This is a genomic window from Streptomyces sp. NBC_00569, assembly GCF_036345255.1.
Classification (GTDB): domain Bacteria; phylum Actinomycetota; class Actinomycetes; order Streptomycetales; family Streptomycetaceae; genus Streptomyces.
This window is the reverse complement of the sequence record NZ_CP107783.1, coordinates 4,758,889-4,781,668: the sequence shown is the minus strand read 5'-3', so window position 1 is coordinate 4,781,668 and position 22,780 is coordinate 4,758,889. Positions and strand designations below refer to the sequence as shown.

General features: G+C 71.3%; 19 protein-coding genes. 8 read left to right on the top strand and 11 right to left on the bottom strand.

The features are described from left to right. Nucleotides 1-69 precede the first annotated feature (69 nt). The gene (locus OHO83_RS21455; RefSeq protein WP_266672992.1) at nucleotides 70-3,108 is read right to left on the bottom strand and encodes an NACHT domain-containing protein; all 3,039 of its coding nucleotides are present in this window, start codon (nucleotides 3,106-3,108) and stop codon (nucleotides 70-72) included. Nucleotides 3,109-3,572: 464 nt separating this feature from the next. Between OHO83_RS21455 and OHO83_RS21450 the strand changes: the two genes are divergently transcribed. Next, nucleotides 3,573-4,271 (top strand): M23 family metallopeptidase, encoded by a 699-nt coding sequence (locus OHO83_RS21450; protein ID WP_330279735.1) that lies wholly within the window; start codon nucleotides 3,573-3,575, stop codon nucleotides 4,269-4,271. Nucleotides 4,272-4,339: 68 nt separating this feature from the next. Here the strand turns inward: OHO83_RS21450 and OHO83_RS21445 are convergent, their stop codons facing one another. Continuing rightward, on the bottom strand, nucleotides 4,340-4,912 hold the full coding sequence (locus tag OHO83_RS21445; RefSeq protein ID WP_266672996.1) for a TetR/AcrR family transcriptional regulator: 573 nt from the start codon (nucleotides 4,910-4,912) through the stop codon (nucleotides 4,340-4,342). 147 nt (nucleotides 4,913-5,059) lie between these two features. Between OHO83_RS21445 and OHO83_RS21440 the strand changes: the two genes are divergently transcribed. From OHO83_RS21440 to OHO83_RS21430, 3 genes are all read left to right on the top strand, one after another. Further along, nucleotides 5,060-6,799 carry an MDR family MFS transporter gene (locus tag OHO83_RS21440; protein WP_330279734.1) on the top strand — a complete coding sequence of 580 codons (1,740 nt, stop codon included), beginning with the start codon at nucleotides 5,060-5,062 and terminating at the stop codon, nucleotides 6,797-6,799. A 153-nt stretch (nucleotides 6,800-6,952) separates the two neighbouring features. Further along, the gene (locus tag OHO83_RS21435; RefSeq protein WP_266676531.1) at nucleotides 6,953-7,390 is read left to right on the top strand and encodes a helix-turn-helix transcriptional regulator; all 438 of its coding nucleotides are present in this window, start codon (nucleotides 6,953-6,955) and stop codon (nucleotides 7,388-7,390) included. Between the two features lie 52 nt (nucleotides 7,391-7,442). Next, a complete protein-coding gene (locus tag OHO83_RS21430) occupies nucleotides 7,443-7,889 on the top strand; it encodes a VOC family protein (protein WP_266672998.1) in 447 nt (148 codons plus the stop codon). Between the two features lie 21 nt (nucleotides 7,890-7,910). On the opposite strand, the gene cseC is transcribed toward OHO83_RS21430, so the two are convergent. The 5 genes from cseC to OHO83_RS21405 form a co-directional block, all read right to left on the bottom strand. After that, the gene (gene cseC / locus OHO83_RS21425) at nucleotides 7,911-9,290 is read right to left on the bottom strand and encodes a two-component system sensor histidine kinase CseC (RefSeq protein WP_266673000.1); all 1,380 of its coding nucleotides are present in this window, start codon (nucleotides 9,288-9,290) and stop codon (nucleotides 7,911-7,913) included. 134 nt (nucleotides 9,291-9,424) lie between these two features. Beyond that, nucleotides 9,425-10,141, bottom strand: coding sequence for a two-component system response regulator CseB (cseB, locus tag OHO83_RS21420; RefSeq protein WP_266673002.1), 717 nt, complete (start codon nucleotides 10,139-10,141; stop codon nucleotides 9,425-9,427). Between the two features lie 81 nt (nucleotides 10,142-10,222). After that, on the bottom strand, nucleotides 10,223-10,879 hold the full coding sequence (locus OHO83_RS21415; protein WP_266673004.1) for a hypothetical protein: 657 nt from the start codon (nucleotides 10,877-10,879) through the stop codon (nucleotides 10,223-10,225). After that, nucleotides 10,867-11,415, bottom strand: a complete 549-nt coding sequence (locus OHO83_RS21410) for a SigE family RNA polymerase sigma factor (RefSeq protein WP_116511432.1) — start codon at nucleotides 11,413-11,415, stop codon at nucleotides 10,867-10,869. The genes OHO83_RS21415 and OHO83_RS21410 overlap by 13 nt, the downstream gene beginning before the upstream one ends. A 181-nt stretch (nucleotides 11,416-11,596) precedes the next feature. Next, the gene (locus OHO83_RS21405) at nucleotides 11,597-12,493 is read right to left on the bottom strand and encodes an A/G-specific adenine glycosylase (RefSeq protein ID WP_266673006.1); all 897 of its coding nucleotides are present in this window, start codon (nucleotides 12,491-12,493) and stop codon (nucleotides 11,597-11,599) included. A gap of 143 nt (nucleotides 12,494-12,636) precedes the next feature. On the opposite strand from OHO83_RS21405, the gene OHO83_RS21400 reads away from it, so the two are divergent. Together OHO83_RS21400 and OHO83_RS21395 are read left to right on the top strand one after the other, a co-directional pair. Then, entirely contained in the window at nucleotides 12,637-14,238 is a 1,602-nt protein-coding gene (locus tag OHO83_RS21400) for a sensor histidine kinase (RefSeq protein ID WP_330279733.1), read from the top strand. Beyond that, entirely contained in the window at nucleotides 14,235-14,882 is a 648-nt protein-coding gene (locus OHO83_RS21395) for a response regulator transcription factor (RefSeq protein ID WP_330279732.1), read from the top strand. The genes OHO83_RS21400 and OHO83_RS21395 overlap by 4 nt, the downstream gene beginning before the upstream one ends. Here the strand turns inward: OHO83_RS21395 and OHO83_RS21390 are convergent, their stop codons facing one another. Then, complete coding sequence (locus tag OHO83_RS21390; protein ID WP_266673011.1) at nucleotides 14,883-15,524, bottom strand: phosphatase PAP2 family protein; 642 nt, start codon at nucleotides 15,522-15,524, stop codon at nucleotides 14,883-14,885. Between the two features lie 185 nt (nucleotides 15,525-15,709). Between OHO83_RS21390 and OHO83_RS21385 the strand changes: the two genes are divergently transcribed. Further along, nucleotides 15,710-16,504 (top strand): hypothetical protein, encoded by a 795-nt coding sequence (locus OHO83_RS21385; protein ID WP_266673012.1) that lies wholly within the window; start codon nucleotides 15,710-15,712, stop codon nucleotides 16,502-16,504. A 689-nt stretch (nucleotides 16,505-17,193) separates the two neighbouring features. Here OHO83_RS21385 and disA read toward each other — a convergent pair. Both disA and radA read right to left on the bottom strand, forming a co-directional pair. Beyond that, entirely contained in the window at nucleotides 17,194-18,318 is a 1,125-nt protein-coding gene (disA, locus tag OHO83_RS21380) for a DNA integrity scanning diadenylate cyclase DisA (protein WP_266673013.1), read from the bottom strand. Between the two features lie 112 nt (nucleotides 18,319-18,430). Further along, nucleotides 18,431-19,840, bottom strand: coding sequence for a DNA repair protein RadA (gene radA, locus OHO83_RS21375; RefSeq protein ID WP_266673015.1), 1,410 nt, complete (start codon nucleotides 19,838-19,840; stop codon nucleotides 18,431-18,433). 254 nt (nucleotides 19,841-20,094) lie between these two features. On the opposite strand from radA, the gene OHO83_RS21370 reads away from it, so the two are divergent. Then, nucleotides 20,095-21,810 carry a BACON domain-containing protein gene (locus OHO83_RS21370; protein ID WP_266673017.1) on the top strand — a complete coding sequence of 572 codons (1,716 nt, stop codon included), beginning with the start codon at nucleotides 20,095-20,097 and terminating at the stop codon, nucleotides 21,808-21,810. Between the two features lie 32 nt (nucleotides 21,811-21,842). Here OHO83_RS21370 and OHO83_RS21365 read toward each other — a convergent pair whose 3' ends face one another. Then, entirely contained in the window at nucleotides 21,843-22,772 is a 930-nt protein-coding gene (locus OHO83_RS21365; protein ID WP_266673019.1) for a hypothetical protein, read from the bottom strand. Nucleotides 22,773-22,780 lie beyond the last annotated feature (8 nt).

The window sequence follows — 22,780 nt, the reverse complement described above, 5'->3', positions numbered from 1 at the left end:
GCGCTGAGTGCAAAGGGGCTGTCCCAGGACTTCGGTCCTGGGACAGCCCCTTCGTCGTGCTTCCGTGATTCAGCGACCCCAGCGGTGGACGGTGACCTCGGCTTGCGGGAAGAGGCCGGCGTACACCTCGTCGGCGGCCGGTTCGGCGTCCTCGGCGAAGAAGAGGCGCACGTCGTCCGCGTGCGGGACGGCGGGGGCGAAGCGGGAGAGGTGCTCGTCGGTCCCGGCCTCCAGGTGGAGGGAGAGGAGGCGGATTCCTGGCAGCTCGCTGGACGGGCCGTGCGGGGGCAGGAGCCGGCCGCCGAGGGAGAGGCGGGTGAGCGCGGGGTGCCCGGCGACCTGTTCCCAGTCGCGTGGGCCGGGCACGGCCGTATCGCTGGACAGGTTCAGCCAGGTCAGCGCGGGGAACGCGTCCAGGCCGGCGAGTCCGGTGGTCTCCGTGGCGCCGTCGCCGAGGATGAGCTGGTCGAGCGGCGCCCCGACCGGCAGGAAAGCGGCGAGCGAGTCGCCGGGGACCGGCTGGATGACGCTGAGCGAGGAAAGGCTGGTCACCCGGGACAGGCCGGTGAGGGTCGGCAGCCCGGGCAGTTTGATCACCGACAGGTGTTGCAGCCGCATCTCGGCGAGGGGCGCCAGGTCGCGGACCTCGGAGCAGTACATCAACGACAGGAACTCCAGCGACGGCAGGGCGTGCAGCTCTCGCAGATCCGTCACGTACGGGTTGCTGCGCAGCGTCAGGTTCCGTGCGCCCTCGGGGGCAAGGCAGGCCATGACCGTGTCGAGCGGGTACTCCCCGTCGAGGTCGACCCGCGGCCACGGCGCCATCGTGCGCGTCGCCCGCATCTGTTCCTCGCTCCGCACGGTCAGGTCGAGCCCCTCCCGCCCCACATGCGCGAGCACCTCGTCCGCGTACTCCTGGGCGTCGAACCTCCGCCAGGTGCCGACGAGTTGGCGTCGTACGTCGAGCGACGTGTGGGCGCGAAAGCGCTTCAGGACCGGCAGGGAGCCCTCGTGGCCCAGGCGGGAGGCCGTGGTCACCACCGCGTGGGCCTCATCGTCCGTCAGGTCCTGCGGGCCGGGCAGGAGTTCGAGGACGAACGGGCCCGCCTGCGCGAGCTCTTCGGCCTCCTGGGGTGTCCGGGGCGGGATGAGGGAGGCGGCCCGTTCCCGTACCTCTTCGAGGACCTCCTGTTCGACCGCCGAGGCGTCCTGAAGGCTCGCCAGCGCGAGGAGGGTCACGCGCGGGCTGTCTACGGCCAGCAGGCCCCGCAGCAGCGTCGTCCGCTCGCGGGTACGGGCGTGGGCCACGGCCATCCGTATGACGTCCTCCCACTGTGTGTCGCCGGCGTGGCCGAGCAGGACGTCGAGATGGCCCTCCTCGACCGCGTAGCGCGCGCCCAGGTGGTCGAGGAACGTCCGGTGCGCGAAGTCGACCACCTGCGGGGCGGGGCTGCGCAGGACGCCGCTGCGCAGCAGCAGGTGGCGCAGGATCGCGGGGGCGTCGCCCTGGCGTGCGGCGTCGGGGACGGAGGGCAGGGCGCGTTCGAGGAGGGTGAGCGCGGTGGCCTCGTCCATCTCGGTGCGGCCCGCGAGCACCAGGGCGTAGGCGAGGCGCTGGAGGAGTTCGGTCTGGTCCTCGGTGTCGAGTTCGATGCCGTCGAGGCCGCCCATGCCCCGCTGGCGGTCGCGGTCGGTGAGGATCATCTGGAGCGCGGCGTCGTACAGGGCCTTGCGGCGCGGCGGGAGATAGCCGCGGCGCGCGCGGTGGAGGGCGCAGATCATCCCGCACATGAGGGGGTTGGTCGCCAGGAGCGACAGGTCCGGCTTGGCGCGCAGGGCGTCCAGGAGCTGTTCCTCGTGCTCGGCCGCGCCGGCGGCCGCGTGCCAGCGCCGTACGAACGCGCCGACCGTCCGGCGGCCCATGGGGGAGAGGGACAGCTCGGCGAACCCGCCCCCGGCCAGCCAGTCGGCGCGTACGGCCGTGGGGCGGGCGGTGAGCAGCCAGCGGTTTCCGGGGAAGGCGCGGACGAGGCCGAGCAGCCAGTCGCGCACGCGGGGCCGGTCGGCCGAGGGGACCTCGTCCAGGCCGTCGACCATCACGAGGCCGCGCCCCGCCGTCAGGACGCGCTCGGCCCAGCCGTCGGGCGGGGTGTGCGGGCAGTCGGCGGAGGCGAGGAAAGCGGCGGGGGAGGGGAGCCCCGCGGCGCGGATCAGGGTGCGCAGCGGCAGCACGTAGGGGACACGGCCCGTGGTGGTGATCGCCAGCCATTGGATGAGGGTCGTCTTTCCGGAGCCCGCCTCGCCGCGCAGCAGGACCCGGTCGTGGCCGTCGAACGCGTCCTCGGCCCTGACCTGGACGGTCGTCGGTCCCTGGGGCTCGCCGTGCGCGTCCTCGGGGCCGGCCTCGCGGGTGGCTTCGAGGCTCAGGTAGGCGACGTCGAGGGGCCAGACGTCGGGGGAGTCGCGCAGGTCGAGGCCGAAGATGGTGACGCGGTTGTGGCGCTCCGCGAGGTGGGCGCGGTAGCGGGCTTCGAAGGCGGTGTCCTGCCCGTCGCGCGGCGGGGTGCGCGTGATCAGCGCGTCCACCTTGGCGATCAGCTCGGACTGGGCGCGGCTCTGCTCGACCAGGGTGCGGGCCACGAACGTGGAGCGCTGGGTGAAGAAGTGCAGGATGTGCAGGCAGGCCCACTCGGTGACCGAGTCGAGGAAGTGGACGGCGTCGGTGGTGAGGCCGGGCGCGGGGGCGGCCTCGCGCAGGGCGCGGGCCAGCTGCCGGTGGCCGAGGCGGACCGCCTGGACGTCGTCCATGTCCAGGTCGCCGAGGGCGAGGAGCCTGCGGGCGAGGGCGGCCGTGACCGCCTCCTGCTCGTCCGCGGGGAACGGCGGCTCGCCCGGGGACTGCACGGCCTCCCGCACCAGACGGGCGGCGAGGTGCCCGACCTCCTTCTCCCCGAGGGTCCGCTTCTCGCCGCGGAAGGTGACGAGGCCCGAGAGGCGTACGGGCTTGTCCACCAGGCCCGCGCCGGGGCCCTCACGGGTGAGGAGCTGCTTCACCAGAGGCGAGAGCGCGCTCGATGCCAGGCGTGTGCCGAGGACTGCGGGATCCATCTGCGCTTCCCCCCGAAAGGCCGTGAAACCAGGCGCTTCAGCGTAGCCCGCGTCACATTCGGGGGTCTCTGGATCTTGCCTCCCGGTGACATGGCGCACAGGCGTTTTGTCCGGTACTAGCCGCAATAGTGGATGTGCTGTGGGCGCGGGGGGTTATTGCGGCATCGGCAGGTTCTACCGAAATGTCCGTTTCTTGGATCGGCGGGGCCCGCAGCCCACGGGGCGCCGGAACGCTGGGGTATGAAGTGGCCCTAAACCTGGGATCGGGGCATAAAACCGACAGATCGCAGGGGGTCTTCAGGGGATGTCAAGAGGTTGAAGTCCCGACCTTTTAGTACGACTTTGGGTAGTAGATGAGGCCTTTGAGTCGAGATGGGGTCCCGGGTTACCAATGAACAGCCAGCCCGGCACGTCACCAACGAGTGCCGGTCTGTCCCTGTCATCTACGCGGAGGTAATCCCCGAATGTCGAAGCGCACCATGACTCTTTCTTCCGGCTCGTCCAAGCTCCGTACTCGGGCGGCCGTCGTGACCGTCGCCATGGGAGCCACGGCGCTGCTGGGTGCAGGGGCCGCGGTCGCCGCCGAAAGCACTCAGGGAAGCGTCGCGCTGCCCAGCGTGGCTGCCGCTTCGGTCAAGGCGCAGGCCAAGGCCCAGGCCAAGGCCGCCGAGCAGGCCAAGGTGCACGCCGCGCAGGTCAAGGTGCACGCCGCGCAGGTCAAGAAGGCCGCGGCGAAGAAGGCCGTCAGCTGGATAGACCCGGTCAAGAGCTACAAGCTGTCCGCGAGCTTCGGCCTCGGCGGCAACATGTGGTCGCACAAGCACTCCGGCCAGGACTTCGCCGTGCCGATCGGCACGAACGTCATGGCCGTCCACGGCGGCACGGTCGTCAAGGCCGGCGGCAACGGCGCCGGTGACGGCCCGGCGTACGGCAACGCCATCGTGATCAAGCACAGCGACGGCACGTACTCGCAGTACGCGCACCTGTCCCGCATCGACGTGCACGTCGGCCAGACGGTCTCCACCGGTCAGCACATCGCGCTCTCCGGCAACACCGGTAACTCCAGCGGCCCGCACCTGCACTTCGAGATCCGCACGACCCCGAACTACGGTTCCGCGGTCAACCCGGTCAACTTCCTGAAGTCGGTCGGCGTCGCTGTCTGACCTGCGTGAACGAGCCCATCCGCGCGGATGGGCTCACCCGCGCGGAAAGCTCGACCGCATGACGGAACTCAGGCGCCCCGCTGTGCCCGGGTGACGAGATCGGTGGCGACCTCGAGGATGGCCTTGCGCTTTTCCTCGGGGTCGCCTTCGACGTCCTTGAGGACGAACAGGCCCGCGTGCATCGAGAAGATCGCGCTGAAGCAGCGGACGCGCTCGGTCATGGTGGCGTCCTTCGGCAGGAGCTGGTCGAGGAGCGCCTTCATGCGGTCCTTGAAGAGCTCGCCGATGCTCAGCTCGCGCATGGTCGCCTGGTTCTCCTGCATGAAGCGGAACAGCGGCCCCGCCCCGTGGAGCGCCAGGCTGTAGCGCTCCATGAGCTCCTGCTTGGTCTCCAGGGTGTCGGGCTGCTCCCGGCCCCACTCGATCAGCTCGTCGATGGGGCGCGTCAGGTCCTCGAAGAGGCTGACGACGATGTCTTCCTTGGTCTTGAAGTGGTAGTAGAGCGCGGCCTTGGTGACGTCGAGGTGCTCGGCGATCTCGCGCAGCGAGGTCTTCTCGTAGCCCTGCTCGGCGAACAGTTCCAGCGCCACGTCCTGGATGCGCTGCCGCGTGTTCCCGCGGCGCTGCTTGCTGCTGCCCATCTGTGGCTGCTCCTTCGTGCTGGTGGCGGGCCTTGGGCGAAAACTTACTTGACGCCCGGCTAGTTAGCGCTCTATCTTCCCTCAGTGTAGTCAACTTGCCGGGCGGCAAGTAAGTAGCGGCAAGTGAGTTACTGGGGAGTGGGGATCATGGCGGAGAGCGGAACCGTGGCGGTGGACACCGGCGGGGGCGGCGCGGCGGCCACCAAGGAGCGGCAGCCGCGCAGTGTGCGCGTGGTTCTGATGGCGTTGATGATCGCGATGCTGCTCGCGATGCTCGACAACATGATCGTCGGCACCGCGATGCCCACGATCGTCGGCGACCTGGGCGGCCTCGAACACCTCTCGTGGGTCGTGACCGCGTACACGCTCGCGACCGCCGCCTCGACCCCCATCTGGGGCAAGGTCGGCGACATGTACGGCAGGAAGGGCGCCTTCCTGACCTCGATCGTGGTCTTCCTGATCGGCTCCGGGCTCAGCGGCATGGCCCAGGACATGAACCAGCTCATCGCGTTCCGCGCGATCCAGGGTCTCGGTGCCGGTGGCCTGATGGTCGGTGTCATGGCCATCATCGGTGACCTGATTCCGCCGCGGGAGCGCGGCAAGTACCAGGGCATGATGGCCGGCGTCATGGCGCTCGCCATGATCGGCGGACCGCTCGTCGGCGGCGCCATCACCGACAACTGGGGCTGGCGCTGGTCCTTCTACATCAACCTGCCGCTCGGTCTCGTCGCCCTCGCCATGGTCACCGCGGTCCTGCACCTGCCGAAGAAGCGCTCCAAGGGGAAGATCGACTACCTGGGCGCCGCGCTGCTCACCGTCGGCATCACCTCGATCGTGCTCGTGACGACCTGGGGCGGCTCGCAGTACGCCTGGGGCTCCGCCGTGATCATGGAGCTCGCCGCGATCGGTGTCGCCGCGCTCGTCGGCTTCCTCTTCGTCCAGACGAAGGCGGCCGAGCCGATCCTGCCGCTGCACATCTTCCGCAGCCGCAACTTCACGGTGATGTCCCTCATCGGCTTCATCACCGGCTTCGTGATGTTCGGCGCCGTGCTCTTCCTGCCGCTCTACCAGCAGACGGTGCAGGGAGCGAACGCGACCAACTCCGGTCTGCTGCTCCTGCCGATGCTGCTCTCGATGATGGTCGTCTCGCTGGTCGCGGGCCGCGTCACCACCAACACCGGCAAGTACAAGGTGTTCCCGCTGGTCGGCAGCGTCCTGATGGTGGCCGGACTCTTCCTGCTCGCGCAGATGGACACGGAGACGACGCGCCTCACCTCCGGCCTGTACATGGCCGTGCTCGGCGCGGGCATGGGCTGCCTGATGCAGATCACGATGCTGGTCGCGCAGAACAGCGTCGAGATGAAGGACATGGGCGTCGCCTCGTCCTCCACGACCCTGTTCCGTACGCTCGGCTCCTCTTTCGGCGTCGCGATCATGGGCGCGCTCTTCAACAACCGCGTCCAGGACGTGATGGCCGAGCGCGCCGGCGCCATGGGCGGCAAGGTCGCGGAGCACTCCACGCAGCTGACGGCCGAGGGCCTGGCCAAGCTGCCGGACGTGGTGCGCGACGCCTACCTGCACGCGGTGTCGGCCGGTACGCACTCGGCGTTCCTGCTCGGTTCGGTCATCGCGATTCTGGCGCTGATCGCGGCGGTCTTCGTCAAGGAGGTGCCGCTGCGGGGCGCGGGCCCCGCAGCCAAGGAGGCGTCGAGCTCTCCCGAGGCAGCGGGTCCGGCGGACGCCCAGCCGGTCGACATGGCCAAGGCCGGTACGGCTACGGCCGACGCGGCTGAGAACGGTACGGCCACGGCCGACGCGAAGCCGGTCGAGGGGGTCGCGGCAGGGGACGCCGCGGCGGACGGCAGGACGGTCTCCGAGACCGTCTGAGCGGGTCGTCCCGATCCTCCTCGGCTTCTGTGAAGGCCCCCGGTGCGCTGATGTGCACCGGGGGCCTTCGCCGTGCCGAGGTCGTTGTCAGTGGGGCGTGCCAGCATCGGTGACGTGGAGAAATTGCGGCAGCTGCGGCTCGCCAAGGACGCGATGGACCGCGACTGGGCCGAGGCCGGGCTCGACCTGGACGCGGTGGCGGCCCATGCCGGTTACTCGCGCTACCACTTCGTGCGGTGCTTCAAGGAGGCGTACGGGGAGACGCCGGGGCAGTACCTGACGCGCCGTCGGATCGAGCGGGCCGAGGAGATGCTGAGATCGGCGGACCTGTCGGTCACGGAGATCTGCGGCCTCGTGGGGTTCAGCAGCCTGGGCACGTTCTCGTCCCGGTTCAAGAGACAGACGGGCCTGACACCGAGCGAGTACCGATCGAAGCACGTGGGGCGCGGGGCGGCTCTCATCCCCGGGTGTTACGCGATGTTGTGGGCCGGCGGCTTCCCCGGCAGGGAGCCCTCCGGGGGTACGGGTCAGGGGGCCGGCGAGGAGCGCAATTCTGGAGAAGCGGGGGCGGGGGGTGACTGCCTACGGTGACAGGGCACGGCCGGATTCGCCGGCGCGTGGCCCGACCACTGCGGAGCGCATCATGATCAAGGGACTGGCCATTTCCACCGTCTGGGTTCTCGACCAGGACCGGGCCAAGGAGTTCTACACCGAGAAGCTGGGCCTCGAGGTGCGTACGGACATGACCATGGGCGAGGGCGGTATGCGCTGGCTGACCGTGGGCGCCAAGGACCAGCCCGACGTCGAGCTGACGCTGATGGTGCCCGGCGTGCCCGCGATGGACCCCGAGTCGGCCGAGGCGGTGAAGAAGCTGGTCTCCAAGGGCATTCTCGGGGCCGGCGTCCTGGTCACGGACGACATCCACGGGGACTACGCGCGGCTCAAGGAGCGCGGGGTGCAGTTCCTCCAGGAGCCGCAGGAGCGCCCGTACGGGACCGAGGCGATCTTCCGCGACGACTCCGGGAACTGGTTCTCGTTCACCCAGCGGAACGAGGGGCTCGACCTCGACAAGGAGTGGGCCACCAGCTAGGGCCTCTCGTTCGGAGCCGCCTCAGTCCGGCAGGCGCAGCATCGGGAAGCTTCCCGTGTTCGTCGGTGCGTGCTCCGGCAGCCACAGCACCGCGACCGCGCCCTCGGACGGAGTCTCCGAAGGAGCGCCCGGCGGGCGCACGTTGCGGAACGTGAGGCGGGCGCCGAGCACGCGCGCCTGACCCGCAGCGATCGTCAGACCGAGACCGTGCCCATGGCCCGCGCGGTCCGCCGCGCCCGTACGGAAGCGGCTCGGCCCCTCGTCGAGCAGCTCCTCCGGGAACCCGGGTCCGTGATCGCGCACACGCACCACCCGGCCCTCGACGCTGACCTCGACCGGCGGCCTACCGTGCTTCGCGGCGTTGGCGAGGAGGTTGAACAGGATGCGTTCGAGGCGGCGCGGGTCGGTGGTGACCTCCGACTCGTGTACCACGCTCACCCGGACGTCCGGGTGGCGCGCGCCGACCCGCCGCGTCACGAACTCGCCCAGCAGCAGGTCCTGGAGCTCGGCGCGCTCGGCCGCGCTGTCCAGACGCGCCACTTCGAGCACGTCCTCCACGAGGGTGCGCATCGCCTGGGCCCGGTCCTTGACCAGCTCGCTCGGGCGCCCTGGCGGCAGCAGCTCGGCCGCGGTGAGCAGTCCGGTCACCGGCGTACGCAGCTCGTGCGCGATGTCCGCGGTGACCCGGCGCTCGGCCTCGAGGCGCTGCTTCAGGGCGTCGGCCATCGCGTCGACGGCCTGCGCGAGATCGTCGGTCTCGTCGCGTACGACGCCCCCGATGGCATCCCCGACCCGCACGTCGGTCCGCCCCTGCGCGACCTCCCTGGCCGCGGACGCCGCCTTGCGCAGGCGCCGTGACACCTGGCCGCCGATGAGCACGCCGAGGGCACACCCGCCGAAGACCACCGAGATCGAGCCGATGATCAGGGCCTGGTCGAGGTCCTTCATGACGGTGGCGCTGCGGTCGGTGAAGCGGGTGTGCACGGACAGCAGGCGCCCGTCGCCGAGCGGGACCGCGGCCCATATGTCGGGTACGCCGCCGGCCTGTTCGGAGACGAAGGTGGCACGCCGCCCGGCCATCGCCTTCTTGCGCAGGTCAGGGGGTATGCCCGGGTCGTCGACCTTGAAGCCGACGGGGAGGCCGCGCCCGGTGGCCTCGTACTGGCGCGCCACGAACTGGATGCGTTCGTCCTGTACGTCGCGCGCGTTGTCCAGCATCGAGACGCGCGCCGCGTTGTGCACGACCAGACTCAGGGCGACGGCGACGAGCGCCCCCACCAGGGCGATGGCGACGCTGATCTTCCAGCGGACGCCGGTGTGCAGTGCCGGGCGCAGCCGTCTCAGCGGCAGCCGCAGAGGCTGCCCGAGCCGGGCGCGCACGGTCGCGGCGGCCCCCCTCATATCCCGATCCCGTTCCTCGTCAGACAGCGAATGACCCGGCCGGCACACGGACCGACCGGGCAACCGGCTCTCCGGACACCTGGTCCGGACAAGCCACCCGGCCCCGACACGACACCCCGCCGCGGCACGGCCCGTCAGGCCTTGAGCTTGTAGCCGAAGCCGCGGACCGTTTCGATCCGGTCCTGGCCGATCTTCGTGCGCAGCCGCTGGACATGGACGTCGACGACGCGGGTGTCCCCGCCCCAGCCGTAGTCCCAGACGCGTTCGAGGAGCTTGTCGCGGGAGAGGACCGTGCCGGGCGCGGACGAGAACTCCAGGAGCAGCCGCATCTCGGTCGGTGTCAGCGCCACCGTGACCCCGTCCTTGCGGACCTCCATGCCCTCGGTGTCGATCTCCAGGTCGCCGAAGTGCAGGACGCTGCCGGTCGCGCCGGAGTCGTCAGGGACGGCCGGCGCCGCGCCGGACGCCGACCCGCTCGCGTGCCCGAAGCGCCGCAGGACGGCCCGGATCCGCGCCACGAGGACGGCCCCGTCGAACGGCTTGGTCACGTAGTCGTCCGCGCCGGCCTCCAGGCCGAGCACCACGTCGATCGAGTCGGCCCGCGCCGACAGCATGATCACGGGGACGGTGGACTCGTCACGGATGCGGCGGCACAGGCTCACGCCGTCCAGACCCGGCACCATCACGTCGAGCAGCGCGATGTCGGGCCGGTTCGCGCGGAACGCCTCCAGGCCCGCGAGGCCGTCCGGCATGGCCGTGACCACGAAGCCGTCCCGCTCGAGGGCGAGCTGGGTGGCCTCGCGGATGACGTCGTCGTCCTCGACGAAGAGGACGTGGGTGTGCTCTGCCATCCGAATCCGCTGCTCCTGATACGTCGTCCGAAGGGTGGTCTGGTCCGTCATCTGCATGGTCGGGGCTGTCAGGCCCGCCGCTCAGTTGTCGGACGGCTCGGGCGTGTCCCCGTTCACCGCGTTGCTGTAGTCGTTGTGCGTCCTGGCCTGCTCGACGAACCGGCCGGTGGTCCAGCGGTACGTCAGGACGTCCTCACCCGAGGGATACGCCACCGAGTCGCCCTTCTCGTACACCTGCTTGGTGACGACGAGGTCGCCCCGGTCTATCTCCGCGTACACCGGAGGCTCCTCGGCCTTGAAGACGTTCTCGTACCTCCCGCCGGTGTCGCGGTACACGTAGCTGCCGATGCTGACGGCGTCTCCGCAGGTCATGACGTTGACCACGACGTCGCTCGACGTGTTCCCCGTCAGGTTCCCGTAGGACACGTCGACCGGGTACTCGTGCCCCACGCAGGGCTTGAGGTCGCGCTTGACCTCCGTGCTCACCGCCGGGTCGTCCTTGACGAGCCGCACCGCGTTCACCGTCTTGGGGGCAGGGGAGGCCGGGGAGGACGACACGGCCTTCGGGGCGGCCGAGGGCCCCGGGTCGGAGCGGGCGGGCCCTTCGTCACGGGCGCCGGTGCCGCCGGCCGAGCAGGCGGTGAGGGCGCCGAGGAAAAGGCCGAGGGCGGCGAGCGCGGCCACCGCCGTACTCCCCGCCTTCAGGACCCGACCGGCACGTATGCCTAGGCCGCGCAACGCTCCGTCTCCTCCCGTTCGAGCACGCGGTGGCCGGACTCGTGGCGGTCCCGGCTCTCCAGCTCCTCGCGGAGCCGGGCCAGCGCCCGGTGCAGCGTGCTCTTCACGGTTCCGGCCGACATGCCGAGGGCGGCGGCCGTCTCCTCTGTGGACATCTGCTCCCAGTGTCGCAGCACCACGACGCTGCGCTGCTTGGGAGCCAGCACCTTCATGATGTCCATGAGGAGCGCGCGGTCGGCGTGCTGCTCGGTCGAGTCGTCGATGCTCGCGTCGGGCAGCTGCTCGGTGGGCACCTCTTCGAGCTTGCGGGCGCGCCACCACTCCGTACGTGTATTGATCATGACGCGGCGCAGATAGGCGTCGGCGAGGCGCTTGTCGGCTATGCCGTCCCAGCGGCCGAACGTCCGCACCAGCGCCGTCTGGAGCAGGTCCTGGGCGTCGACGGGGTCCGGCACGAGACGCCGGGCACTACGCAGCAGGGCGTCCTGCCGAGTGCGGACGTACTCCTCGAACTCGAGCACCTCGCCGTGCGCCATGCCAACCGCCTCCCGTTCGCGAACCGTTCGCGCTCTCCCTGTCCGCCACCTGTGGGTGATCGGCACACGGGAGAAGCTACGGAGGCGTTGTCACGGGGTTGTCCGCTTCAGCCTGCGGCGGGCGCACGGCTGGCCGTCGGTTGTGTAACAGACGTAAGACGTGGGTAAACCCGTACGCCCGTCAGCTGACCGGCAGCCGATAGAAGCCGTCCGGAAGCGGCTCCACGAGCCCGTCCGCCACGAGCCCGTCGAGGGCGCGCGCCCGCTGCACCGGCTCGTCCCACACACGGTCCAACGCCGCCTGGGGAACTGGCGAGACGGCCTCCCGCAGCACGGCCAGCAGCTTCCCGCGCACCTGCCGGTCCGTGCCCGCGTACGTCTGCCCGCGGCGTGGCGGACCGACGTGGTCGGGCTTGCCGGCGAGGCGCCACGCGCACTGGGCGGCGATGGGGCAGCGGTGGCAACTCTCGTTCTTCGCCGTGCAGATGAGGGCGCCGAGCTCCATGGAGGCAGCGGCCCAGCGCGAGGCCGTCGACTCCTGCTCGGGCAACAGGGCGCGGGCGAGCTTGCGTTCGGCCGCGGTCGTGGCGTTCGGCGGGTACTGCACACCGCTCACGGCCCGCGCGAACACGCGCCGCACGTTCGTGTCGAGGACGGCGTGCCGTTGCCCGTACGCGAAGGAGGCCACGGCGGCGGCCGTGTACTCGCCGATGCCGGGCAGCGCGAGCAGTTGGGAGTGAGCGGTGGGTACGTTGCCGCCGTGCCGCTCCGTTATGGCGACGGCGGCGCCGTGCAGCCGCAGCGCGCGGCGCGGGTAGCCGAGCCTGCCCCAGGCGCGCACGGCCTCGCCGGACGCCTCCTTGGCCAGATCGGCCGGGCGCGGCCACCGCGCGAGCCACTGCTCGTACACGGGAAGGACGCGGCTCACCGGCGTCTGCTGGAGCATGAACTCGCTGACCATCACGCCCCAGGGACCCGCGTCGGGGTGGCGCCACGGCAGGTCGCGGGCATTCTCCGCGAACCAGTCGATGACGGGGGCGTGCAGGGACTCGGTGCTGGTGTTCGTGGGCGCAGTCATGGCAGGACGATCCTGCCATGGGGAGCGGGGACGACGCGGCCACGTGGTGACGCAAACGGGTTGGCTCGGCCTCGCTCGCTTGACGCCCACCCTGACGATCGGCAGGGGCGGCGACCCGGCCGGCGCTTGTACCTTCGGACGACGTGAGACCTCCAGCGCACAGCACGGGCCCCTTGCTCTGGGCGGCCCTCGCCGTCCCCGTCGCCGCCGCAGAGCGCCTCGGCCTGGAGCGCACCCCGCTGTGGGCGCAGCTCACCGGCCTCGCGGTGCTGGCCGCCGCGACCACCCTGCACCGCACCTGGCCCGCGACGGCGTTCCTGCTCGCGGCCGCACCGGGCATCGCTGCGTCCCCCTCCCTCTTCACGCTCTCGTACGGCTGCGCGCTGGCGGTCTTCGCCTTCCTGCTGGGACTGCGCGGCACGGCGACGGGTGTCGCGCTGCTCTCGTTCGCGGCGGTGGCGGCGGCGGGCACGGCCAAGATCGCGGTACGCCAGGTCGACCCGGCCGCCGAGTGGCTGGTCCTCATGGGCACGCTGCTGTTCGGCGCGGTCTTCCCCTGGCTGATCGGCCGCTACTGGCGCCAGAGCCGGGAACTGACCGCGGCGGGCTGGGCACGGGCGGAGCAGCTGGAACGAGAACACCGGATCATCGCCGACCGCGCGAGGCTGCGGGAGCGGGCCAGGATCGCCCAGGACATGCACGACTCACTGGGCCACGAACTGAGCCTCATCGCACTGCGCGCGGGCGCGCTCCAGGTAGCACCGGGCATGGCAGAGGCGCACCGCACGGCGGCGGCCGAACTGCGCGCGGCGGCGTCGGACGCGACGGACCGCCTGCACGGCATAGTCGGCCTGCTGCGCGAGGACGACGAACCGGCCCCGCTGGCGCCACCGGGCGAAAGCATCGCGGCCCTGATCGAAAGAGCGGCGGACTCAGGCCTCCCGGTATCACTGCGCCGACCAGACACCGACGCGACCGTCACCAGCGCAACCACTGGCACCACCGACGCAACAACCACCCGCACCGCTCACCGAGTGATCCAGGAAGCACTGACGAACGCGGCGAAACACGCCCCCGGAGCCCTCGTCACCGTCGAACACGCGCAGAACGAAAGCGGGACGACGACGGTGAAAGTCACGAACGGCCGCCCCCGGCACCGCCCGGGCCCGGCGGGCAGCGGCACGGGCCTCATCGGTCTGCGGGCCGGCGTCACGGCACTGGGCGGCTCATTCGAGGCGGGCCCGCACGAGGAGGGCTATCGGGTCAGCGCCAGCATCCCGACCGGGAGGACACCCACCCCCGACGCCGCGACACCGGGCGCTCTCTTCACATCGGCGAGGCGCCTGGCACACCGCCGGGTCGGGGTGGCGTTCGGGGCGGCGGCAGCGGCGGGGGCGGTCCTGATCGGAGGGGCGTTCGCCTGGTACGCGTACACGAAGACGCACGCGGTGCTGACGCCGGCCGCCTACACGGCCTTGAAGCTCGGAACGCCGCTGGAGGAGACGGTCCCGCGGCTGCCGGACCGCACGATCAGCGACCCGCCGGTGGACCGGGCCCCCACCCCACCACCGCCGGGGACGGACTGCCGCTACTACAGGGCGAGCGGCGAACTGTTCGTCTCCGTGGACCACTTCAGGCTCTGCTTCGACAAGGGCGCGAGCCACGAACTGCTGGAGAAGAGCGTGATCCCCAGACCGGGCACAACAGACCAGGTGCAGGAACAGAGGCGGGAGTGGGCGAGATGATCCGAGTCCTGCTGGCGGACGACGAGGCGATGATCCGGGCGGGCGTGAGCGCGATCCTCGCGGCGGGCGGTGACTTCGAGGTGGTGGCGGAGGCGGCGGACGGCCGCGAGGCGGTGAGCCTGGCGCAGGCCCACCGCCCCGACGTGGCGCTGCTGGACATCCGTATGCCACGCCTGGACGGCCTGGCGGCGGCGGAGGAGATGGTACGAGCCGTGCCGGGCACGGCGGTGGCGATGCTGACGACGTTCTCGGAGGACGCGTACGTGGCCCGCGCCCTGGCCGGCGGGGCCACCGGATTCCTCCTCAAATCCGGTGACCCGCATGAACTGATGGCAGGAGTCAGGGCGGTGGCGGACGGTGCCGCGTTCCTGTCACCGAAGGTGGCGCGCCACGTCATCGACGGCTTCGGGGCGCAGCGCCTGGGCCGAGAGGCAGCGGCCAGGGCCCGCGTGGCCACGCTCACTCCTCGCGAACGGGAGGTGCTGGGCCTGGTGGGCGCGGGCCTCTCGAACCCGGAGATCGCGCGCCGCCTGCACCTGGTGGAGGGCACGGTGAAGGCCTACGTGAGCGCGGTCCTGGAGCGTCTGGAGGTCAGGAACAGAGTGCAGGCGGCCATCGTGGCGTACGAGGCGGGCCTGGTCTGATCACCGCTGATGGCCGCCGACGGCCGTATACCCGCTCGCCGCCCCCATGCCGGCGAACCAGCGAACCACCACACTCCCGGACCCCCGCATGGCCACGACGACCCGAGCCCCACTCCCCGCACAGATCCGCACCACGACGAACGAGACAAGAGCCCCGACCACCAGCCCCACCGCCACGTCGTGCGGGTAGTGGACGCCGACGAAGACGCGGGAGAAGGCCATGAGGAGGGCGAGAGGGACGGTGAGCCAGGCGATGGCGGGCCAGGCGAGGGTGAGGCCGACGGCGGAGGCGGCCGCGATGGTGGCGTGGTTGCTGGGGAACGACCAGTCACCATGAGGCGGACACGCGACAAGAGAGGTCAGGGCGCCGGAGACGGCCCGGCAGGGACGCTCTTCGTCGACACCGGACTTGACCAGCTCGCTGCACACATAGGCGACGCCGGTGGCCAGCGGGGCGAGCACCGCGACGGCCAGGGCCCGTGGATCACCGCGCCGGGCCCGCCACCAGGCGGCGACGAAGAGCACGGCGAAGACCAGCAGCCCCAGCTCGGTGAACACCTCCATGAGGTGCTGGAACCACGACGGGGTGTCGTGGGCGAAGCCGGTGATGTCGCGATAGAGGTCGGAGTCGAAGATTCCCATGACACGGACGGTACGTAATGCCCCAGCACCATCACATCCCGCGACGGTCTCGTCCCGTACCTGACGAAAGACAGGGGTTGTCCCCGCGCCGAAACCGCCGCCCGGGACTATGATCCGCAAAACTCGCGGGCCGTGGCGGCGGGTGGGGGCGGGAGAACAGACGGATCTCTCGTACAGTTTGCGCCGTGGGATCTCTGCGCAATCCGATCGGGCCGCTTCCCTCCACCATCTACTGGCGACGGAGGGCCGTTCTGCTGTCCATGGTGGCGCTGCTCGCGCTGCTGATCGTATGGGCCGTCAACTTTGGTGGCGGAGGCAGCAAGACCGGCGCCGGTGGCTCGAACGGCAAGAGCACCGCGCCCTCCTCCATCACGCCCGGACCCTCCGGGTCCGGACCGGCGATCAGCGAACACCCGGGCGGCCGCGACGAGTCGGGCGGCGGCGGTGACGACGGTTCCTCCGACGGCGCCAACGGCGACGGTCCGGGCTCCGGCACGACCGGTTCAGGGACGGGATCCGATGACGACGCGAAGGGAGGCGCAGGCGCGGGCGACCGGCTTCCCGCGGGCTCGAGCCTCCCCGACTGCACGACAGGCGGCGTGACGCTGACGCTGCGCAGTGTCCACAACTCGTACGCGCCGGGCGAGAAGCCGAAGTTCGAGCTGACCGCCAAGAACACGACGGCGAAGGACTGCAAGGTCGATCTGGGCCCGAAGAGCGCGGTCCTGACGATCACTCAAGCGTCCAGCGACACCGAGATCTGGTCCTCCGACGACTGCCCCAAGAGCGCCGGCAGCCTCCTGCTACGCGTATCGGCAGGCGCCCACATCACGCACACGATCGAGTGGGACCGCAAGGCGAGCGCCCCCGAGTGCGCAACCCCGAAGACGGGCCCGGCGACGCCAGGCACCTACCTGGTAGAGGCAAAGGCGCCCCAACTCCCCAAGGCCCAGGCCTCCTTCGTACTCGCCAAGGACTGACACCACCACCCAGCGAGAACCGCCCGAGGCCAGTCGCGCACGCCAGAGCCAGCCCAACGAACGCCCCACCCGCGACCAGCCGCGGACGAAAATGGGAGGGGCCAACGAGCGCCCCACCGGCCGGCGGCCGCGTACGAAACGGGAGGGGCCGTGGCGGGATGTGCGCGCGGAGCCACCAGCACCACGTACAGGTGATCAGCTGGGTGACGAGGCCCCGTAGAACAGCGAGCACGTACATCCCGGCGCGGCCTCGCACCCGTAGACGCCGGTACGGGCCCACTGGGCGGCGCTGCGGACGTAACCGAGCCGTCCCGAGAGGGGCCTCGCACCCGTAGACGCCGGTACGGGCCCACTGGGCGGCGCTGCGGACGTAACCCGAGCCGTCCCGAGAGGGCTCCGCCCCCGTAGACGCCGGTACGGGCCCACTGGGCGGCGCTGCGGACGTAACCGAGCCGTCCCGAGAGGGGCCTCGCACCCGTAGACGCCGGTACGAGCCCACCGGGCCGCACTCCGGACGTAACCCGAGCCGTCCCCGAGAGGGCCCCGCCCCCGAAGACGCCGGACGGGCCCACCGAGCCGCACTCGGGACCCCACGCCAGGCCTCACAAGCAGCGGGGGGAGCCCACCGGGCCGTACTCGGCTCCTCGCCCAGGCCCCCACAAGCAGCCCCCCGAACACCCCAGGAAGCCCTAGACGTACCGCTCCAGGATCGACGACTCGGCCAACCGCGAGAGCCCTTCCCGCACGCTCCGGGCGCGGGCCTCGCCGACGCCGTCCACGGTCTGCAGATCGTCGACGCTGGCGGCGAGCAGCTTCTGCAGCCCCCCGAAGTGCTCGACAAGCCGCTCAATGATGGCCCCGGGCAGCCGAGGCACCTTCGCCAACAGCCGGAACCCACGAGGCGAAACGGCCGAGTCCAGGGTCTCCGGAGACCCGGTGTACCCCAACGCGCGTGCCACAGTGGGCAGTTCGAGAAGCTCGGCATGCGTCAGCGCGTCGAGTTCGAACAGGGCCTCGTCGACGGTCCGGGACCGCTTGGCCGTGGGTTCGGGCACGTAGTCCCGAACGACGAGCTCCCGCTCCGGCTCCACCCCGGCGATCAACTCGTCGAGCTGAAGGGCGAGCAGTCGCCCATCCGTCCCGAGCTCCACCACGTACTCGGCGATCTCGGTGGCGATGCGCCGCACCATTTCCAGCCGCTGCGCGACCGCGGTCACATCCCGCACGGTCACGAGATCCTCGATCTCGAGCGCGGAGAGTGTCCCGGCCACCTCGTCCAAGCGGAGCTTGTACCGCTCAAGAGTGGCCAGCGCCTGATTCGCCCGCGAGAGAATCGCGGCCGAGTCCTCGAGGACGCGCCGCTGCCCGTCCACGTAGAGGGCGATGAGCCGCATCGACTGCGACACCGAGACCACGGGGAAGCTGACCTGCTTGCTCACCCGGTCCGCGGTGCGGTGCCGCGTGCCCGTCTCCTCCGTGGGGATCGTGGGGTCGGGCACCAACTGGACGCCCGCCCGCAGGATCTTGGTGATGTCCTTGTCGATGACGATGCCGCCGTCGAGCTTGCACAGCTCGCGCAGGCGCGTCGCGGTGAACTCGACGTCCAGGATGAAACCGCCGGTACACATCGACTCGACGGTCTTGTCCCAGCCGAGAACGATGAGTCCGCCGGTGTTGCCGCGGAGGATTCGCTCGAGGCCGTCACGCAGCGCCGTACCGGGCGCGACCGCGCTCAGTGAGGCGCGCATCAGCCCATCGGCACCGGAGCTCCCGCCGGACTTGCCGGGAGCTGCTGCCCGGTCGTTGGCTGCCACTGCACTCCTCCGGTCGCAGATGTCGCAGATATCGCAGAAGTCCCAGATCTTGCGAAACGCACAGATCTTGAATGCCCAGGGTTCGTACGCACGGGCGAGACCAGGGCAAAGTCTACCGGCGCTCCTCCGCCTCCCGTGGGGCCTCTCGGCGACGGCTCTTCGGCAGCACGCGCAGAGCGTCCCCCATGTCGGCGACTTCGGTGACCTTCATACCGGCGGGCACCTTGCCCGGATCGCTCGGCACGAGGGCGTGGGTGAAGCCGAGCCGGTGCGCCTCGGCGAGCCGGCGCTGCACGCCGGTCACCCGTCTGACCTCGCCCGCGAGGCCGACTTCACCGATCGCGACGAGGTTCTTGGGCAGCGGGGTGTCGCTGGCGGCGCTGGCGAGGGCGAGGGCGATGGCGAGGTCGGCGGCCGGCTCGGAGAGCTTCACGCCGCCGACGGTCGCGGAGTAGATGTCCCGCTTTCCCAGGGCGCTGATCCGCCCGCGCTGCTCGAGCACGGCGAGCATCATCGAGACGCGAGACGTCTCCAGGCCGGACGTGGTGCGCCGGGGGGAGGGGATCTGGGAGTCGACGGTGAGGGCCTGAACCTCGGCGACGAGAGGCCGCCGCCCCTCCAGGGTGACGGTCAGGCAGGTGCCCGGGACGGGTTCGTCGCGGCGGGTGAGGAACAGCCCGCTGGGGTCGGCGAGCCCGGTGATGCCTTCGTCGTGCAGCTCGAAGCAGCCGACCTCGTCGGTCGTCCCGTACCGGTTCTTCACGCCGCGTACGAGGCGCAGGCGCGCGTGCCGGTCGCCTTCGAAGGAGAGGACGACGTCCACGAGGTGCTCGAGGAGGCGGGGTCCGGCGATGGCGCCGTCCTTGGTGACGTGACCCACGAGGAGGGTGGCCATGCCGCGCTCCTTGGAGGCGCGGATCAGGGCGCCGGCGACCTCGCGGACCTGGGCCATGCCGCCGGGGGCGCCGTCGATCTCGGGGGAGGCGACGGTCTGTACGGAGTCCATGATCAAGAGGCTGGGCTTGACGGCGTCCAAGTGGCCGAGGACCGCGGACAGGTCGGTCTCGGCGGCGAGATACAGATGGTCGTCGATCGCCTTGATGCGGTCGGCGCGCATCCGGACCTGGCTGGCCGACTCCTCGCCCGTGACGTACAGGGTGCGGTGCTCGTCGCAGGCGGCCTTGGCGGCGACGTCGAGCAGGAGGGTGGACTTCCCGACGCCGGGCTCGCCCGCGACCAGGACGACGGCGCCGGGGACGAGGCCCCCGCCGAGAACCCGGTCGAGCTCGGGCACGCCGGTGGAGCGGGCGGTGGCCTGCCGGGCGTCGACCTGGCCGATCGGGACCGCGGACGTCGTGACCCGGCCGGGCGCGGTCGTCCGCACGGCGGGCGCGCCGTACTCCTCGACCGTCCCCCACGCCTGGCACTCGCCGCAGCGACCCAGCCATTTCGCCGTCTGCCAGCCGCACTCGGTGCAGCGGTAGGACGGCCGGTCCTTGCCGGATTTCGTACGGGCAGCCATGCACCGAACCGTAACCGAGACCACTGACAACCCCGCGCCGACCACCGTCCCGCCGCCTCTCGCTGCCTCTCGGAGGGCCCTGCGCCGGGTGTGCGCCCGTGCGCTCCAGCGCACATACATGCGCCGAGCGCATGTTCCCCTTTACGGAATTTGGTGTTCCCGTCCCCTTTTGAGGGATCGTTTCACCCGTACGGATTAAATGTCCCCAAGGGGGAGGAAGGGTGCGGCACCATCCGCCTACGGTCGCACGGGTGATGACCAGCAGGCCGGAAACGCCCACGCAGACCACCGGCGCACACCGGGCGCACCGCGACGGGCGCGGGCGACCTGCGCCGCGGACCGTCCCCCAGCGCCCGACCTCGCGCTACGAGCCTTATCTGGACGGCCTGTTCACGTACTGCCTGTCCGTCCTGTGCGATCACGACGACGCCGTCGCGGCGCTGGGCGACGCCCTGGCGCTCGCCGAACGCCGCGGCTCCCGCGGTCCCGAAACCGAGAGCGACCGTAAGGCGTGGCTGTACGCGCTCGCGCGCTGGTCGTGCCTGCGGGCCCTGGCGGAGGCGAAGCGCCGCAGACAGGGGACGCACGCCTCGGGCCGGCCTCACCCCGAAGTCCCGCACGTCAAAGAGGCCCCTTCCGAGGAGATCCAGGCGCAGCGCCGCCGCGAGCTCGCGCTCCTGGCCTGGCCGGAGGCCGCCGGCACGACGCCCGAGCAGCGCGAGGCGCTGGAGCTGGCCGTACGGCATCAGCTGTCGCCCCGAGAGGTCGCCGCCGCGCTGGGCACGGAACCGGGGCTCACCCGGGAGCTGCTCGCCTCCGCCGCCTGCGAGGTGGAACGCACCCGCGCCGCCCTCGCCGTGGTGGAGACGGGCACCTGCCCCAGCGTCGCCCGCCTCACCGGAGACAACCAGCTGCTGCTGAGCTCCGCCCTGCGCCGCGAACTGGTCCGGCATGTCGACGACTGCCCCCGCTGCCGCCGCACCGCCGAGCGCGCCGCCCCCGGCGCGTGGCCCGGCACGGCGGTCACCCCGGCCGCCCTGCCCCTCGCGACGGCCCCGCGCGCGACCCTGCACCGGGCGATGGCCCACGCCGACCGCCCCCAGCGAGGTACGGCCCCCCGCTTCGACCGGCGCGGCTTCCCGATGGACCCCAAGGACAGGGCGGCCCGCCGGGACCGGCTACGCGCGCGTGCCGTCACGACGACGGTCGTCGCCACCGTCGTGGCCGCCCCGGTGCTGGCGCTGTGGGCGGCGTACCGGGGTGCGCCGCAGACGGGCGAGGGTCAGGACGGGCGCTCGATCAGCGCGAGCGAGGCCGGCGACCCGGGCGGGCTCGACGGCAACCGCGCGGACGGCGCTTACGAGAACGCGGGCAACGCGCGCACGACCCCCGACCCGCGTTTCACCGCGGGCAGCCGCTCCCCGGACGTCTCCGTGGAGGTCATCAGCCCCGGCGGGCCCTCGCGGTCCGGCCCGGGCCGGCTCACCGTGGAGGCGCAGCCGAGCGGCTCCGCGACCCTCATCAAGCTGACGGCGTCCGGGAGTTCACCGGTCCACTGGTCGGCACACACCGGGGCCGGCTGGCTCTATCTGACGAGTACGTCGGGAACGCTGCGGCCCGGGGAGTCGTTCACGATCCGGGTGTACGTCGATCACGATCGGGAGCCCGCCGGTCACTGGTCGGCGCGCATCGGCATCGACCCCTCGGGGGCTGTCATCTCAATAGAGGGACGCGGGAGTTCGGGCCCCTCGCAGCCCGGCACCTCGAACCCGGGCCCCGACCCGTCGCACACAGGGAACCCGGGCCCCGGCCCGTCCGATCCCACGCCGTCCGGCCCGGGCCCGTCCGACCCGGACCCCACACCGTCCGACCAGAGCCCCACGCCGTCCGATCCGTCACCGAGCCCGTCGGCCCCCACGGACTCGTCACCGCCGCCGGGCGACGGCGGTGCGAGCCCGAGCGGCGGCTAGCGCGGGCCGACGGGAGCGGGCGGGGGCAGTTCTCAGGAAGCGGTGGGGGGATCCGCCGGGTGCGGCGCGAGCAGCGGGAGCTGGGAGGCCAGACGCTCCTCGCACAGCTCGGCGAGACGGTCGTAGCCCTCCTTGCCCATGAGCTCGGTCAGCTCGGGCCGGTAGGAGACGTACACCGGGTCGCCCGCCCCGTGGGCCGACGTCGCCGAGGTGCACCACCAGTGCAGATCGTGGCCGCCCGGGCCCCAGCCGCGGCGGTCGTACTCACCGATGGACACCTGGAGCACGCGGGTGTCGTCGGGCCGGTCGATCCACTCGTAGGTCCGGCGGACCGGCAGCTGCCAGCACACGTCCGGCTTGGTCTCCAGGGGCTCGCGGCCCTCCTTGATCGCCAGGATGTGCAGCGAGCAGCCCGCGCCACCCTTGAAACCGGGCCGGTTCTGGAAGATGCACGAGCCTTTGTACGGGCGGGTCTGGCGCTCGCCGTCCTCGTCCGTGGAGACCCAGCCCGTCTGCGTGCCGACCTCGTGGTGCTGCCAGATGTCGGGCGTGAGCCGCGCCACGAACCCGGCGACGCGCTTCTCGTCGTCCTCGTCGGAGAAGTGGGCGCCGAGCGTGCAGCAGCCGTCGTCCGCGCGGCCGGCCTGGATGCCCTGGCAGCCGCTCCCGAAGATGCAGCTCCAGCGCGAGGTCAGCCAGGTCAGGTCGCAGCGGAAGATCTGCTCGTCGTCCGCGGGGTCGGGGAACTCGACCCAGGCGCGGGCGAAGTCCAGACCCTTCTCGTCAGGGGCGGAACCTTTCGGCGATGACACCTTCGGCGATGAACCCTTCGTACCGGACTGCTTCGTCCTTGATTCCTTGGACTTCGGCGCCTTCGACGGCTTGGTGGCCGACTTGGCTTCCTTGTCGCTCTTACCGCGCTTGTCGCTCTTGTCGGCGTTGACCTTTTTCGTCTTTGGCACGGTTCCAG

Coding starts and splice junctions, on each gene's coding strand:
- OHO83_RS21450 (WP_330279735.1), top strand. CDS start 3,573: ATGTCGAAGCGCACCATGACTCTTTCTTCCGGCTCGTCCAAGCTCCGT.
- OHO83_RS21405 (WP_266673006.1), bottom strand. CDS start 12,493: ATGACTGCGCCCACGAACACCAGCACCGAGTCCCTGCACGCCCCCGTC.
- cseB (WP_266673002.1), bottom strand. CDS start 10,141: ATGGCAGAGCACACCCACGTCCTCTTCGTCGAGGACGACGACGTCATC.
- OHO83_RS21390 (WP_266673011.1), bottom strand. CDS start 15,524: ATGGGAATCTTCGACTCCGACCTCTATCGCGACATCACCGGCTTCGCC.
- OHO83_RS21410 (WP_116511432.1), bottom strand. CDS start 11,415: ATGGCGCACGGCGAGGTGCTCGAGTTCGAGGAGTACGTCCGCACTCGG.
- OHO83_RS21440 (WP_330279734.1), top strand. CDS start 5,060: ATGGCGGAGAGCGGAACCGTGGCGGTGGACACCGGCGGGGGCGGCGCG.
- OHO83_RS21445 (WP_266672996.1), bottom strand. CDS start 4,912: ATGGGCAGCAGCAAGCAGCGCCGCGGGAACACGCGGCAGCGCATCCAG.
- OHO83_RS21395 (WP_330279732.1), top strand. CDS start 14,235: ATGATCCGAGTCCTGCTGGCGGACGACGAGGCGATGATCCGGGCGGGC.
- OHO83_RS21435 (WP_266676531.1), top strand. CDS start 6,953: ATGGACCGCGACTGGGCCGAGGCCGGGCTCGACCTGGACGCGGTGGCG.
- radA (WP_266673015.1), bottom strand. CDS start 19,840: ATGGCTGCCCGTACGAAATCCGGCAAGGACCGGCCGTCCTACCGCTGC.
- OHO83_RS21370 (WP_266673017.1), top strand. CDS start 20,095: ATGACCAGCAGGCCGGAAACGCCCACGCAGACCACCGGCGCACACCGG.
- OHO83_RS21430 (WP_266672998.1), top strand. CDS start 7,443: ATGATCAAGGGACTGGCCATTTCCACCGTCTGGGTTCTCGACCAGGAC.
- OHO83_RS21455 (WP_266672992.1), bottom strand. CDS start 3,108: ATGGATCCCGCAGTCCTCGGCACACGCCTGGCATCGAGCGCGCTCTCG.
- cseC (WP_266673000.1), bottom strand. CDS start 9,290: ATGAGGGGGGCCGCCGCGACCGTGCGCGCCCGGCTCGGGCAGCCTCTG.